Annotated in this window: 16 protein-coding genes and 1 pseudogene; 5 read left to right on the forward strand and 12 right to left on the reverse strand. The window is 62.1% G+C overall.

Annotation, left to right across the window (positions count from 1 at the left end; translation table 11 throughout):
• Positions 1-1102 (reverse strand): DNA methyltransferase (locus QP997_RS09355; protein ID WP_284846966.1); only part of this gene is annotated, 1102 nt, incomplete at its 3' end.
• A 272-nt stretch (positions 1103-1374) separates the two neighbouring features.
• On the opposite strand from QP997_RS09355, the gene QP997_RS09360 reads away from it, so the two are divergent.
• Together QP997_RS09360 and QP997_RS09365 are read left to right on the forward strand one after the other, a co-directional pair.
• Positions 1375-1959 (forward strand): hypothetical protein, encoded by a 585-nt coding sequence (locus QP997_RS09360; RefSeq protein ID WP_284846967.1) that lies wholly within the window; start codon positions 1375-1377, stop codon positions 1957-1959.
• A gap of 334 nt (positions 1960-2293) precedes the next feature.
• Entirely contained in the window at positions 2294-2476 is a 183-nt protein-coding gene (locus QP997_RS09365; RefSeq protein WP_284846968.1) for a hypothetical protein, read from the forward strand.
• Here the strand turns inward: QP997_RS09365 and QP997_RS09370 are convergent.
• From QP997_RS09370 to arsB, 6 genes and pseudogenes are all read right to left on the reverse strand, one after another.
• On the reverse strand, positions 2470-2853 hold the full coding sequence (locus QP997_RS09370) for a hypothetical protein (protein ID WP_284846969.1): 384 nt from the start codon (positions 2851-2853) through the stop codon (positions 2470-2472). The genes QP997_RS09365 and QP997_RS09370 overlap by 7 nt on opposite strands.
• 5 nt (positions 2854-2858) lie before the next feature.
• Positions 2859-2993 (reverse strand): hypothetical protein, encoded by a 135-nt coding sequence (locus QP997_RS09375; RefSeq protein WP_284846970.1) that lies wholly within the window; start codon positions 2991-2993, stop codon positions 2859-2861.
• 438 nt (positions 2994-3431) lie between these two features.
• Complete coding sequence (locus QP997_RS09905; protein ID WP_350309554.1) at positions 3432-4118, reverse strand: type IIL restriction-modification enzyme MmeI; 687 nt, start codon at positions 4116-4118, stop codon at positions 3432-3434.
• A pseudogene (locus QP997_RS09910) lies at positions 4104-4562 on the reverse strand (type IIL restriction-modification enzyme MmeI); the annotation flags it as partial. The pseudogene QP997_RS09910 and the gene QP997_RS09905, both read right to left, overlap by 15 nt.
• Positions 4563-4885: 323 nt before the next feature.
• Complete coding sequence (locus tag QP997_RS09385) at positions 4886-5305, reverse strand: arsenate-mycothiol transferase ArsC (RefSeq protein WP_284846972.1); 420 nt, start codon at positions 5303-5305, stop codon at positions 4886-4888.
• Positions 5302-6420 carry an ACR3 family arsenite efflux transporter gene (arsB, locus tag QP997_RS09390; protein ID WP_284846973.1) on the reverse strand — a complete coding sequence of 373 codons (1119 nt, stop codon included), beginning with the start codon at positions 6418-6420 and terminating at the stop codon, positions 5302-5304. The genes QP997_RS09385 and arsB overlap by 4 nt, the downstream gene beginning before the upstream one ends.
• 80 nt (positions 6421-6500) lie before the next feature.
• Here arsB and QP997_RS09395 point away from each other — a divergent pair, with 80 nt between their 5' ends.
• Together QP997_RS09395 and QP997_RS09400 are read left to right on the forward strand one after the other, a co-directional pair.
• Positions 6501-6848 (forward strand): ArsR/SmtB family transcription factor, encoded by a 348-nt coding sequence (locus QP997_RS09395; RefSeq protein WP_284846974.1) that lies wholly within the window; start codon positions 6501-6503, stop codon positions 6846-6848.
• Between the two features lie 183 nt (positions 6849-7031).
• On the forward strand, positions 7032-7463 hold the full coding sequence (locus tag QP997_RS09400; RefSeq protein WP_246821132.1) for a carboxymuconolactone decarboxylase family protein: 432 nt from the start codon (positions 7032-7034) through the stop codon (positions 7461-7463).
• A 25-nt stretch (positions 7464-7488) separates the two neighbouring features.
• Here QP997_RS09400 and QP997_RS09405 read toward each other — a convergent pair whose 3' ends face one another.
• The 5 genes from QP997_RS09405 to QP997_RS09425 all read right to left on the reverse strand — a co-directional run bounded on the left by QP997_RS09405 (position 7489) and on the right by QP997_RS09425 (position 12960).
• Positions 7489-8856 carry an MFS transporter gene (locus QP997_RS09405; RefSeq protein WP_284846975.1) on the reverse strand — a complete coding sequence of 456 codons (1368 nt, stop codon included), beginning with the start codon at positions 8854-8856 and terminating at the stop codon, positions 7489-7491.
• 124 nt (positions 8857-8980) lie between these two features.
• Complete coding sequence (locus tag QP997_RS09410; RefSeq protein ID WP_284846976.1) at positions 8981-9832, reverse strand: sulfite exporter TauE/SafE family protein; 852 nt, start codon at positions 9830-9832, stop codon at positions 8981-8983.
• 499 nt (positions 9833-10331) lie between these two features.
• A complete protein-coding gene (locus QP997_RS09415) occupies positions 10332-10670 on the reverse strand; it encodes a transglycosylase family protein (RefSeq protein ID WP_015381063.1) in 339 nt (112 codons plus the stop codon).
• A 284-nt stretch (positions 10671-10954) separates the two neighbouring features.
• Positions 10955-11758 (reverse strand): SDR family NAD(P)-dependent oxidoreductase, encoded by an 804-nt coding sequence (locus QP997_RS09420; RefSeq protein WP_015381062.1) that lies wholly within the window; start codon positions 11756-11758, stop codon positions 10955-10957.
• Between the two features lie 2 nt (positions 11759-11760).
• Positions 11761-12960, reverse strand: coding sequence for an SMP-30/gluconolactonase/LRE family protein (locus QP997_RS09425; RefSeq protein ID WP_350309553.1), 1200 nt, complete (start codon positions 12958-12960; stop codon positions 11761-11763).
• A gap of 331 nt (positions 12961-13291) precedes the next feature.
• Between QP997_RS09425 and QP997_RS09950 the strand changes: the two genes are divergently transcribed.
• Entirely contained in the window at positions 13292-14491 is a 1200-nt protein-coding gene (locus QP997_RS09950) for an ATP-binding protein (protein ID WP_502870454.1), read from the forward strand.
• The last annotated feature ends 300 nt before the right edge of the window (positions 14492-14791 follow it).

Consider the following 14791-nt stretch of genomic DNA (forward strand, 5'->3'; position numbering starts at 1 on the left):
CGCCTAAGAAACTACTCCCAAGACTGCGCTCGTCAACATCGGTCTGGCACTTGACAAAAACATAGGGACACCCCCCGTGGATTTCAGGGTAGTCCCACAGCCGCTGCTTAACGGCGCGGTTCTTGGTGAAGCCAACGATCACGCAGTGCACGGCCGCCTTACCCGGGGCTTCGGAGTCCCAAGCGAAGGTGCGGTGCGCGAACTTGATCCGCCAGCCGTCTTGAGTCAGCGGGCCGAAAAGCGCGGGCACGGGCTGACCTTGAGTGATCGAGTTCGTGGCGACAAACGCGAACTCACCCTGGCGTTTAGCAAGGAGTGTGCGTGACTGTGCGTGCCACCCGGTGACGTAGTCCATGTCGTTGACACCCTTCGTGGTGCCCCATACCCGCGCGAGGTCAGCCTTTTGCTCCTTGTTCTTCATACGGGCACCAATAAACGGCGGGTTGCCGAAGATATAGGTCATCCCGGAAGTCTCGGGCAGGATCTCCAACCAGTCCACAGCCAGCGCATTCGCGTGCTCAATGTGCGCTGTAATCGAAATCGGCAGACGATCAGGGGCCAGCCCCACCCGGTCAGCCAGCTCCCGGTTGGCCTGATGGTCAACCAGGAACATCGCGGTCTCCGCAATACGGGCCGGCCACCAGTTCAACTCAATGCCATAGAACTGCCCGATGGATAGCTTCTGCTCCCACGAGATATCGAGTGCAAGATCCGTCGTGCCCTCGCGCTCACGGATGGCGACGATCACGTCCGTCTCGATCTTGCGCAGCTCGCGATAAGCCACGATGAGGAAGTTTCCCGAGCCGCAGGCCGGGTCGTACACGCGCCCCTCGGTCGGTTCCAGAATCTCCACGAGGGTGCGCACCAAAGAACGAGGAGTGTAGAACTCCCCTCCCCGCTTGCCCTCAGCAGAGGCGCCCTCCGCCTGCATTTCGGCTTCAAGCTCTAGGCGGCGGGCGTCATCAAAAGCATCAGTCACATACTTGAGGAAGACAAGGCCCAAGACGATGTCCTTGTACTGGGAATCATCCATGGAGCCGCGCAGCTTGTCCGCAGCCTTCCACAGAGTGTCCTCAAATTCCTTCACGGGAGTGGCAACCATTCTTGGGAGTCTACTTCTCAGACTGCGGCTCACCGCTTCGGTGTCTAACCAACCCACCACTACCCCTGGTTCTGCAACCGGGTTCACCTGCCGTTCACCGACGGTCGCTGACCAGTTCACCATGGGCGGCTAACGTGATTTCAAAAGATACTTCCTTAACCTTAGCGTCAGGTTCCTGCAGCTCCACCAGCGAAAGCGGTGGAACTGCACCGAAGATAAAGGACGTCGCTGTGACAACCTCACCAGAAGCACCGAATACTTCGAAAACTCCGATGGCTCGCAGGCTTCTCAAGAAGGTCCCGCCTCAGATCCGAATTATCTTCGTCGTCCTCGGATTACTCCTGATCTTCGGGCTGTTCTCCCTAGGGATGCAACTGTTCATGCTCCTGGTCGTAGTGATGTCGGAAGTGCCGTGGGTCGCATCAGGGATTCTCCTCGGGATCTTCCTCATACTGCTCCTCCCAAGCAAGGGGTGGACCGTGTTCGGTACCCTCCTGTTCATAGTCGGGGCCATCGTCAGCGCGATCGCGGACGTCCCTGGCAACCCGATCTACAACGCGCCGTTTGAGGCACTGTTCCTCAACGAGGGCGAATACCTCTCCGCTAGCGTCATCATCGAGCACCCCACCCAAGGCGAAACAGCCGTCACCCGCGACAACATCATCGTGGATGCAGAGGGCAACGAGCTCCGCGACATCAACGACTTCCTCACGTTCCTCTACCGCCTGGTTCTGTATTCCGTCATCTACGGCGTACTCATCACGCTGCGCGGCTTCCTCGCGAAAATGAAAACCACATCCACGAGCGCCTCCCCTCGCAAGAAAGGGAACGACGAGGCTCACCTCAAGACGCCTTAGGCACGTCGGCGGCGCATCACCAACAACAACGCCATGCCCGCCACAACAGTCACAGCCGCAAGCGCGGCAGGCACAACCTCTGCACCCGTGCGCGCCAGCGCTCCCCCAGCGTCCGATGGGGTGCTTGCGTTGTCGGTTCCACCAGCGTCCGATGGGGTGCTTGCGTTATCGGTGCCGTCAGCGTTGTCGGTGGCGTCCGGTTGCGTTGGGTCGGCTGGCTGCCTGCTGGGGTTTTGTGTTTGCGCTGGTCAGGTCCACGTCGTTAGTGCCATGAGGGCCACCATTGTCGTGGCTGTCATATCTCTTGTGGGATTTTTGTGGGATTCTGGCCCCCATGGTTTTTCTTGACGATGCTGACACCTACCCCGTCGTCGATCAGGAGCGTGTGCCGGCAGAGGAGTGCGGAATTCTCGGGGCGGCGCAGCAGGCGCCGCGGGAACTGCACATCGAGCACTCGACGATCCAGCTCGAACACCCCGGGCAAGTCGAGCACGAAGCGGTGTGCGGGGATCAGTAGAAGGCCACCTCGGCGCCCCCGTACTCCACGACGGTGTAACCCTCGGTCTCGGTGGCGGCGAACTGCAGGCCCCGACCGTGCTCACGATCCTCCGCCAGCCAGAAGGACACCCCGAAGCGCCAGCGTTCCAGGGGTTCGGACAGCACGCACACGCTGGTCAGCTCAGGTACCTCACCGTCCGGAAATTCCTCCCGGATCCGCTCCCGTGCTACCGCCAACCACTCCGGTGCCTCTTCGAGAGCCTCAGCGATGCGCGCCGTCATCTCCGGTGACAGGGGAACGTAAGCCGCATCGAGGTCATCGGAGAGGATGAGGCGGACCTGCCCCTCGCCCGGAATCTCGACGAGCGTCTCGAAATCGTGGAACTCGTAGTTCATGGTGTCTAGTGACCGCGGATGGCGGTGTCCTCCATCATCTCGACGTCATACTGCGAGATCTCGGCGGCCGGGGCGGTGCGCAGGTCGCCGTGGAGGTCCTCGCACTCCAAGACGGCGTCCGCGTCCACAGGCTCCCGCAACCGGTTGCTTCGGGATCCCCGAAGGTGGCATTGACTTGTCAGGGGGTGATCTTTGGGGCCACAAATCCGTCAATGAGCGGCCCCGACCAGGAGCCCACATTCCAGACACTTTCCTCGATGAATTGGAAGAAAATGGATGTAAGGCTCTCGTTGAAGGCCGCGATTGGTCCTGTGAGCGCACTCGCCATGATAGGGCTTCCCTTGTGATGAAAACGGTTTGCCGTACTTGTGTTTACAAGAATATAACCGCTCAGAGATTAGGTGGCTGCCCTTAAAGCGCAAGATTTCTCGAGCGATTGTCATGGGCGGTTACCCCTGGAGAGCCTTTTCCGTTTTGTGTTTTGTCTGGCTCGCTATTCTGGCGGGCAAGATCGAAGCCGTCCCCATGAGAGGGCAATGACAACAGCACGTGAATAGCCTCCTCGCTAGTTGAACCAGTCAGGCAGCTAAATCGCAGTTCGCGCGCGTTTGTATCCCTCGTGCTATGAAAGTTTCACAGAACACCATGTCGGCCAAGCTGTCGCGGAATGCCCGCAACTTCGCCACTGGCGTGGACTTTGCTGCGATCAGCCGGTCCGCCTCAGCGCGCAGCTCGTCCAAAAACAGCGGGCCAATGGTCTTTAGAATGTTCTTCTCGCTGGTGTAGTGCTCACCGTCATCCCGGCGGGCCTCCTTGGACTTCACCAGTTGGAACATCGACCCAAACAAGGCAGGGCTGATGTTCGTCCAACGGAACCGGCACGCATTCAGCAGCGCATCGCGCATCTCGGGGGTGAAGAACTGCGTGGGCATCGTCTCCGCGAAGATCGCCCCGTTGATGTACGGAAAACGCGCCATGGAATCCGGCACCCGGCGGCGCTGAGCCTCCGGGGTATTCAGCACCTCAAACAACGCACCAAGCTGGCTTCCCAAGTTCTCGCTGGTGGTGTGCTCCAGAACGAAGCGATAGAAGAGATCCTGCTCGATGACCCCGGAGTCCTCGGCGAACAGCAGGAACAGCAGACGGGTCAGATACATCGACGTCACCTGGACGGCGGCGTCTTCGTCCTCAGGGTTGGTCGGGGCCTCATCGCCGACTTCCTCGTCGACCTCGTCGCCGACCATTGCGGTGAACAGGTCGGCCATCAGGCGTGATGCCTGGATCGAGGCCTCCTGCTGCTCCTCCCGCGTGAGGGTGTCCTCGTAACCAGCGAGGAACTTCAGCTCATCGACGTGCCCGGTGACCTCCGCGAGCGGGAACTCAATGTCGAAGCGCTGCTCTGCCGAGCCGAGCCGCACCAAACGGAGGCGTTCGAAGTCACTGGCGAGGATGTAACGGGGCTGCTCTGAAGGCGTAATCGTGCCACCGAGGAGGTAGTCGCGTGCCTGGTCCACAGCGACCTGAAGATCAACCCCCGGCTTCTTCGCTTCCCCGATCACCACACCCGGCCAAAACAGGTCAATATAGCCGGCCTTGCCGGTGCTCGCCCGCCTGGCGTCCTGCTCGAACAGGTCCATGCGGGAGGCGGTCACGCCGAAGCATTCGAAAAGCTCGGTCCAGTAGCTCTGCGCGTACTTGCGCTCAAGTCCGCCCTCGTCGTCGTTGCCCCAGCCGTCGAGGCGTTCCCGCCATCACAGCTTGAAGCGGTCGAGGTTCTGGCGCATGGTCGCCCGGTCCAGGCGAAGTGCAGTTGGAGAAGTCACGCTCTCACCATAGACAACGCACCAGACACGGGCCGCCTATTCGAACAGTCCTGCACCAACGACACACTCTCCCGGCGCTGGCCCGCACGATGTCCTGCGCCCGTCCGGGGCGTGTCTGCACCGGGTTCTAAGCTGGGGCTAGCGCCTGCTCAAGGCCGGGCGACGTCATTAAAAAAACCACAGCACCGCAACCACTATGAGGTGGGAAGTTAATTCTCGAGCAACTCATCGAGAAGCCTGCGTACCCGAGCGTCGATCTCATCGCGGACCAGGCGCATTCGCTCGATCCCCTCGATGCCCCGCTGGGACGGCTCGTCGATCACCCACCGCTCGCACGTGCCGTGGGCATCCTCAGGTAGCTCCAACTGGGCATCCTCACCGAGAATGACGGTGCGGTCGACCTCCCGCAGTAGCTGCGGGTCGATCCCCTTCGGGGTTCCGCCGGACATGTCGGCCCCGACCTCACTGATAGCCTCGACAGATTCGGCGTTGAGCTTGCGGCCAGGCTGGGTGCCGGCAGACCGGATCTCGACCCGATCGCCAGCATGCTGAGCGGCCAGGGCTGCGGCCATCTGGGACTTGCCGCCGTTGCCTACGCAGACAAACAGGACTCTCGGACGGGTACTCATGAGATGGCATTCTCCTTCTCGGATGCAGCAGTCTGTGAAGACGATGTGTGGGATTCGGGCAGGGTCGGATCCTGGGGGAAGAGTTTCGGCCCCAACCACAGCATGACGTAGACCAGGCCAACGAGCACCGGGACCTCGATCAGCGGCCCGATGGTGCCGGCCAGCGCCTGTGCGGAGTTCGCCCCGAAGGTACCGACGGCCACGGCGATGGCCAGCTCGAAGTTATTTCCTGCGGCCGTGAACGAGACCGACGCCGACTGCGCGTAGTTCATCCCCGACATCTTCGTGACCACCAGCGCGAGGGCGAACATGCCCACGAAGTAGATCAGCAGTGGCACCGCTAGACGAGCCACGGTCCACGGTTGGGATGTGATTTGCTCGCCTTGGAGGGAAAACAGCAGAACGATGGTATACAGCAGGCCGAGCAACGCCAGCGGGGAGATTGCAGGCAAGAAGGTGTCCTCGTACCAGGCACGCCCCTTGGTCTTCTCACCGATGAGTCGAGAGAGCACTCCGGCCAACAACGGGATGCCGAGGAAGACGAGCACGGAGGTGGCGATGGACCAGAAGGAAAACTCCGCCGAGGTAGTCGCCAGCCCCAGCCAAGAAGGCAGGATCTGGAGGTAGAACCAACCAAGCACGCTGAACATAATCACCTGGAACACCGAGTTGATGGCCACCAGCACGGCCGTGGCCTCCCGGTCACCACACGACAGGTCCGACCAGACGAGCACCATCGCGATGCACCGAGCCAGGCCGACAATGATCAGCCCCGTGCGCAACTCCGGCTGATCAGGCAGGAAGATCCAGGCCAGCGTAAACATGAAAGCCGGGCCAACCAGCCAATTAAGGACGAGGGAAACGCCCATCAGGCGTTTATCGGCGACGATCTCCCGGGTCTTGTCGTAACGGACTTTCGCCAACGGCGGGTACATCATCACGAGCAAGCCAAGGGCGATCGGCAGGGATATTCCGCCGACCTCCAGGGCGCCCAGAGCGTCACTAATGCCGGGGAACGTCCGGCCCAGGAGTAGGCCAACAGCCATGGCCAGAAGGATCCACACCGGCAGGAAGCGATCCAAAAAGGACATGTGCGGGCGATGGGAAACAGTCATAAGACCCCTTTTACATATTGATGGTTATCGATACTAAAAATAATCTTCATATAGATGACCGTCAATATAGGATGGCAATTATGACCCTCCCGCAGATCCTTCCACTCACTGATCTTGCCTCCTGTTGCTCACTCGGTTCTGGCCCCCTGACCGAGCAACAGGCTGAGCGTTATGCCACCTTGTTCAAGGTGTTGGCCGACCCTGCCCGCCTGCGGCTGCTGTCGAGGTTGGCGGCCGAGGGATGCGGCCCGGTCAGTGTCGGGGAGCTAACAAAGAGGTCTGGATTGAGTCAGCCGACTGTGTCTCACCATCTCAAACGATTGACCGAAGTCGGCCTGCTAGAGAAGGTGCGAGTAGGCCGGACGGTCACCCACCAGGTCCGCCCGGAACTGTTCGCAGAGCTGCGCACCGTGCTGCAGATGGACTGACCCGCCACCAACGAGCAGGACACGATCACACATGTGATCACCAAGCACGCCGAGGCGATCGCCACACCGTTGCGCGGGGCGTGTCTGCACCGGGTTCTAAGCTGGCGTTAGCGCCTGCTTGAGGCGGGCGGCGTCGCTAAAAACACAGCACCACAACCACAACACCACACGAAAGGCGAGAGTATGACGGAAGAGACGAAGAGGAACGAGTCCCTAGCGGAGGCAATGGACACCGCCTACGAGGCCGGCATCGAGATGCGCCGCGCGGTCATGGGCGATGATTTCGTGGACGCCGCGCTGGAACGCAACGCGGGTAAGGACGGCGAAGAGCTGCAGAAGCACATCTCCGCGACCGTCTGGGGCTCCATCTGGAACCGGCCCGGCCTGGAGAAGCGGGATCGCAGCCTGCTGAATATTGGCATGCTCGTCGCACTACGGGCCACCGGTGAACTGCGCGGGCACGTCCGCGGCGGCCTGCGCAACGGGCTGACCCGCGAGGAGATCACCGAAGCCGTGCTGCACACCGCTGGGTACTGCGGGGCACCGGCGGCACTGAGCGCGATGAAGGTCGTGCAGGAGGTACTGGAGGAAGAGCTCGGGCCGAAGGAAAGCTAGCTCGGCGCGCCAGCTGCCCGGCGCGCTAGTTGTTGAGCGCGTCCTCCAGGTAGCGGTCGCGGCCTGCCCACAGGCCGGCGAGGAACTGCAGCACCACCAGGGCCACCAGGCCAGCCATGACGACGGACCACGGCTGGGCCGCTCCCCCACCGGAGAGCACGTCGTGCAGCGCGCCCGCGCCGACCGGGCCGATCGCGGAGCAGGTATAGCCCGCGGTCTGGCTGAGCGCGCCGAGCCCCGCCGTACCCGCCACCGTGCGGGTGCGCAGCATCGCCAAGGAGAACGCGATACCCGTGGCAGTGCCGTGCCCAATACCGAAGAGCACCGCGAAAGCCATGCCCAAGTGGGCGGGCGCGAAGTACATTCCCGCCAGGCCCACGCCCAAACCCAGGGAGCCGATGGAGGTCGCCCACACCTGGCTGCGGGTGCGGTGCACGAAGATGCTCACCGCCAGGGCGCACGGGATGGCCACGAGGTTCACGACGGTGAGCATCTCGCCGCCCGCGTTCTCCCCGCGGCCCTGCTCCAGGAACATCGTCGGCAGCCACGCGTTGACCGTGTAGAAGAGCACAGAGAGCACCGCGAAGTACACGCTCACCGCCCACGCCAGCGGGGAGCGCAGCATGCTGCTCATCGCGATCGCCGGTGGGGCCGCCTTCGCACTGGATGCTGCGCTGGACGTCGCGGCGGAGGTGTCGACAGGCTCCTCCCCTGCGCTGGCACCCTCCGCAGCGCCGGACGCCCCGCCATTTTCCGTGAGCTGCACCGTCGCCGCCGGGGTGCCCGGCCGCAGCTTCACGCGACCAACCTGCGGCAGCCACAGCGGCAACGCAATCACCGCGAGGATCCCCCAGCTCAGCAGCGCGATCCGCCAGGACCCCGTGGCCCGGGCGATCGGCAGCGTCAACCCGCTGGCCAGCGCCGGACCCGCGTACAGGCTCACGGTGTACACGCCCATAAGGATGCCGCCCTTATCCGGGTAGCGCGCCTTAATAAACGCCGGCAGCAGCACATTGCCGATCGTGATCGCTACGCCCACCACGGCCATGCCGATGAAAAGCGCAGTGGCGCTAGGCACCAGGCGGATCGCGAACCCCACCATCAGGATCACGAGGGCCGCAAAGATCGTGCGGGCCAGCCCGAACCGACGTCCCCACCCTGGGGCGCGCATGGAAAGAAGGACGAACGCGAGCAGCGGAACCGTCGTCAGCAGACCCGCCGCGGTGGCGCCGAGCGCGAGATCACTACGGATATCGGGGATCACGAAGGCCACGGAAATGATCGCCGGGCGCAGATTCAGCCCGACAAAGAAGATCCCCAGCAGGGCGATCAACATGCTGGGGCGGGCGGCGCGCTGTGCACGCCCTGTGGGTGCGCCGGTGGGTTCGGTCATCTCGCGTGGCTCTCCTTCGCTCGTCTCGGGGGTTGGTGGCCGGTGGCTGGTTCTCACCAGCGCCTGCCGGCAGCCCCAAGCAGCTTAGTCAACGCTTAAACCGCCTCAACCAGGAGGCGTGCGCCTAGGCGAGCAGGTACTCCTGCGCGAGCACGACCGCCGCCATCAGCAGCACAAAGACCCCGAATGCGCGTTTCAGCTTCGCTGCCGGGATATGGGAGCCCAGCAGCGTGCCAAGGATCGTGCCGGCCATCGCGAGCCCGGTGAGGCTGCCGAGGGCCTGCCAGTCGACGTCCACGTGGAGGATGTGGGAGAAGAACCCCGAGGCCGACTGCATCGCCACGACCAGCAACGAGGTACCGACCGCGGCGGGCATGGTGAAGCCCACGAGGAGTGCCAGGGCCGGGACGACGAGGAAGCCGCCGCCCGCTCCGACCAGCCCGGAGATCACGCCGATGCCGAGGGCTGCGAGGACGATCTTCACTTTCTGCGCCTGGCTCAGCGGCAGGGTCGCTGCGGTTCCTGCGCTGCTCGGGGTCGCTTTCCCGTCCGTGGCGCTCGGCGCTGCTGGTGCGGACGGTTTCCTGCCGCGGACCATGCCGATGCCCGAGGCGATCATCACGATGGCGAAGATCGTCATGACGACGATGCCGGGCAGCAAGGCGGTCAGTTGCCCGCCCGCGAAGGCGCCCAGCATCGCCAGCCCACCGAAGACGACGCCCGTCCCCCACCGGACGTTGCCCTTCTTATGTCCCCGGTCCCGCTGTTCCTTAGTGGGTCGGGCGTGCAGGAACGTGGAGAACAGGCTGGTGAGCCCGACGATGAACAGGGAGCCAGTGATGGATTCCTGGGTGGGCCAGCCCGCGATATAGCTGAGGATGGGCACCATGAGGATTGCCCCGCCACCGCCGAAGAGCCCAATGGTGATGCCAACGAGGATGGCAAGGACGTGGGCGGTGATCAGTGCAGCGGACAATCTTTCACTTCCTGGCTTAAGGGTGGTGCCGAAAGTTCTCTTAACTCTTGTGCCATCCATGCTAGATGGCGCTGTGGGCGTGGCTCACCGCTGGCCGGAAAAATTGGGGTAGAAAGCGCAAAACCATCGAGCGGGGGGGGATGCTCGATGGCTTTACTTCCGGGGAGTCACATCCCAACCATCCTCATCAGGGGGGGTTGGAGGATATGCGGTTGGGCAGACATCAACCCGGCAAAAACGATAATAACGGTTTGGAAAAGATTTTAAAAGTCAACGCGAAATTTAATTTCACGTTACCAGCGAATTCGCAGGTCAGGCCGCAGAAATTTCTTTGTTTTTCTGGGCTGTGATGCCGCTCACGGGAGGGGTTGAACCTTGCCCTTAACGCACCATCCGGCGGATACAGCAACACCCCGGCCAAAAATGTGGCCGGGGCGTTACTGCCGGACTGGTATTACCGGATGCGCGGGGCAGATCCCCGCGAGATCTGCGGAAGCGCTTAGGCGACCGGGCCACCGCAGTTCGGCCATGCGCCAGCGCCCTGGCCAGCCAGAACCTTCTCGGCGATCTCGATCTGCTGCTCCTTCGTAGCCTGGTCAGCGGTCGGTGCGTACTGGGTGCCACCGAAGCCCGCCCAGGTCTGGGCGGAGAACTGCAGGCCACCGTAGTAGCCGTTGCCAGTGTTGATGTGCCAATCGCCGCCGGACTCGCATGCTGCGACCTGATCCCACTGGCCGACAGTTGCTGCGTTTGCCGTCGGTGCAACCAGTGCCGGTGCTGCGATCACGCCGGCTGCCATTGCGAGGCGGGTCAGGTTGGTCTTGACGGACTTGCGCATAAAGTATTCGCTCCTTCGTCTTTTGGTAACGATGTGGTTACGAGTCCGCCAACCTACCGACCACGCACCCCCGCCCGTCAAGCGAATCCCGGGAATTTTTGCTTTTCAACGACCCTGTTCCCACCAGTGCAGACCTCTCACCTGCGCGTATCCAAATGCCCTGATAATTCCCTGATCACGGCGCTACGGTGCCACGTCCCCGTCCTCATCCTCCCCTTATCCGACGACGAAACCTCACGAGCGCGAAAGAACCCCAGGCCTTCCGACCTGGGGTCCAAACTCCCTCACCCTTTCCGCAGCGCCCGCCGCCCGCTGGCGAGAACAAATGGCATCGCCAGGCGCATGAGGCCGGCCTGTGCCCCCACCCAGCGCTGGAAACGCCCGCCGACCGCGGGAAACACGATCTCTGCTGGCCTACCGAACAGTGGCCGCTTCTTAAACGACCGGACGATGGTCTCGGCGATCACTTCCGGTCCCACGGACTTCTCCGCGAAAGCCGCCACCGCCGAGGGATCACGCTTTTCCTGTTCCAGCATCTCAGTCCGCACCCCAGGCGGGTGCACCAGGGTGAATGCCACGCGGCTCGCGCGCTCCTCGATGGCCACGGTGTTAATGAACGCGCGCAGCGCATGCTTCGTCGCGCCATAGGAGGAGTACCCGGGCAGGGGAAGGAAGCTGGTCATGGAGCACACGGTCACGACATGCCCGCCGCGGTCTTTCATGTACCGCATGGCCTCGAGCGTGCCGTACATGGGGCCGAGGAAATTCACGTCCACCATCTGCCGGTGCTGGTCACCCGTGAGGTCCCGTGCCCAGCCGGTGTGGATCATCCCGGCGTTGTTCACCAGGATGTCCACCGGCCCGAGCTCCCGTTCCACGTCCCGGAAGACGGCGCCCCACGCTTCTTCATCGCGGACGTCGTGTTCCACACCGATGGCGCGAATGTTTCCAGGTAGTTCTTCAGCGACGGTGCGAGCGGCGTCGCCGTTGATGTCGGTGACGGCGACGTCGTAGCCAGCTTCAGCTGCTGCGTGGGCGGTTGCGGCTCCAATGCCGCGGCCGGCGCCGGTGATCAGTACGACGCTCATGCTTACACCTCCAGGTCGATGAATTCGATGCAGCCTTTGCGCGCGGGGCCACCGATCGTGGGGTCGTCGTTGATCGTGGTGGCGCAGAACAACGTGCGGCCGTTATCGCCGCCGAGCTCCACATCGAGGGTCTTGTTTCCGGTGCGGATGCGCTCGACGATGTGACCGCCGGGCTTCACGAGCACGACCTCTGCGCGCGTGGCATTGGCAATCCAGATCGACTGCCCGTCACTATCCAGCGCAATCCCATCGGGGGCCAGGGAGATGGGTAGTGCGTTGGCGATGCGGGGGTTTTCCAGCACGCCGGCTGCCGTGCGGACGATGGTGCCCAGCGGTGAACCGGAGTTGAGCTGCTGCCACAAGAAATCGGGCATGAGCTTGGCGTACGGCCGGGGGTTGGTCAATACGCCGGCCTCATCGATGTCGCACTCGGTCAGCTGCAGCCGCAGGGTCTCGGCGACGACGACGGTGCCGCCGGGCAACTGCACCGTGCCGTTGGGGAACAGCATGTCCGGGCCGGTTCCCGCAACCGTGCCGTCAGGGGCGATGCACACCACCCGCGTCGCAGGTGGTCCCGGTGGCTTGTACAGGTGGGAGTTCGCGTTCTCCCGGTGGAAGGCGTGGTAATCAAAACCGAAGTTGCCCACGTAGGCGTATCCATCGGGTGTGACCATCATGTCGTTGGCGTGGCCGCCGCAGTATTCACTGATGTCTGCGTGTTGTGTCAGCTCGCCACTGGTGCTGCGCCGCCAGATAACGTGCTGGTCCATGGAGACGATGAGCATGTCACCGTTGGGCAGAAAGCCCAGGCCGCCGGCGCGACCGGGGATTTCGCCCAAGACCTCTTCCCCACCGGGTTTAGTCCAGCGGTGAAGAGTTCCGGTTGCCATGTCCACGAAATAGAGGGCCCCCTGGTGCCAACGCAGTGACTCGGGGACGCCGTACCCATCGAGAAGAACTTTCGTTGCCCTAACCATGCGGTCATAATAAGGCCGGAAAAGCCGAAGCGGGCGGACTTCCGCAAAGAAATCAGCCCACTGGTGGGAGACCCCAAGCACTTCGCCTTTTGCCCTGTCGAGACGGCGCGTCTGAGAAATCAGGACCGCATTGTGGAGATCGGCGTGGTGTTCGGAGGCCTGACGGCGGGAGTGTCTGGCGTGGTAGCGCTGATCAGCAAGTTGCGGAGCTAGAGCTCCGGGCATTATGCGTGCCGGATGTCCGGTTGGTGACCGGATTCAGCATTAGGCTTTCACCTCACCCCCTTCCCTACGGTTGAGAACAGCCACTCCCGCAAAAGCACGTCCGCACCGCCTAGTGACGAAGACATCCGCGCCACTAGGGAGGGCGTGCCAATCTAGGACACATTTCGAACACCACTAGGAATTCCCAAGACCGTGTTTGGGCGAACTTGCAAAAGCCGGTATAGAAATGTTGCAAAGTCGGGCATGGAACCGTTGCAAAAGCGGGTATAGTGCCCATATGCAGTACTTTTCACGCTTTGCAGATCAAGTATTGGAAGACTCCCTCCAGTTCATGGGAGGCGTCCTCCTTGAGGGGCCGCGCGCATGCGGGAAAACCTCTACCGCGCTCCAAAAGGCTGCAAGTTCTGTACGCCTCGACCGGTCCCCCGAGCTGATCACGCTAGCCGAATTGAACCCCGCAGCCTTACTCAACGGTCCAACCCCTCGTCTCATTGATGAGTGGCAGCTCGCGCCTTCCCTATGGAACACCATCCGCCACGAGATCGACGACCGTCAAGGACGCGGAGAGTTCATCCTTTCGGGGTCAGCGGCACCGGCCGACGACACCACGCGTCACTCCGGCGCGGGACGCTTTGCAAGATTACGAATGCGGCCAATGTCACTCGCGGAGAGTGGGGCGTCGACAAGCCAGGTAAGCCTCGCATCGCTAGAACCGGGCGTTAGTGTAAGTGGAGCTTCCAAGCTCACATATAAGGACATGGCCGAGCAGGCCGTTCGTGGCGGATGGCCAGGGCTGCTCGGGGCGAGCACTCAGCAGGCGGTCATGTTTAACCGCTCATACCTGGACAACATTTTCGACGTGGAAGTGCCAGAAAACGTTGGCACACGCCACAACCAACTAAACATTCGCCGGACCTTGGCATCCATCGCTCGGAATATTTCTGGCGAAGCAACATTGAAAACACTCGCTGCAGACGTGTCTTCGGATGCCACAACAGTCGACCCGAAAACGGTCTCCACGTACCTCCAAGCGCTTACCCGGATATTCATCCTCGACGGGTTGCAACCTTGGAGCGTCGCGCTCCGATCTAAATCACGACTGCGCACCTCGCCGAAGCTCCATCTCGCTGACCCCAGCCTGGCCTGCGCCGCCTTGGGTATCGGTGTTGACCGCCTCGCGAACGACCCGGAGTTCTTCGGCCAGATCTTTGAGTCCATGGTCATTCGAGACCTGCGCGCAGCATCCGCTCTCCAGCACGGGCGCGTCTATCACTACCGTGACAACACGGCCCTTGAAGTTGACGCCATCATCGAATACCCCGAAGACGGCAAGTGGGGCGCCTGCGAAGTCAAACTCGGAGCATCGCAGATCCCACAAGCCGAAGCGAACCTCATCAAACTCCGTGACGAACGTGTCGACACCAACAAGATCGGGTCGCCTGCATACCTAGCCATCATCACAGCAACGGAATATGCATACACGCTTCCTAGCGGAGTGCACGTGATCCCCTTGGGAGTCCTGACCGCTTAGGGGCAGCAGAGGCTAGTCAAACTATTTTCACGGAACTGCACAAGCGGGTGTGCCACCCGTGAACTGCAGGTTTATCGCACCATCAGGAACGCATTCACCGCTTTGCTGCGCGCCTAAAACTGCGGGCCGGTCCTCGGAAGTTCCAAGCTGTAGTGCGTGGATACTAGTAACCCCAAAGCTAAGCGGAGGGGTCTGGTGGCGTCGCCACCCTGGGTTAAGGGTCAAAAGGGGACGCGGACATTTTGTTGGACAGTTTCGGGTCACGCTACATGAAGTTTTCGGTAGGCGGTGATACTCACA

The organism is Corynebacterium sp. MSK039 (assembly GCF_030232315.1).
GTDB lineage: Bacteria > Actinomycetota > Actinomycetes > Mycobacteriales > Mycobacteriaceae > Corynebacterium.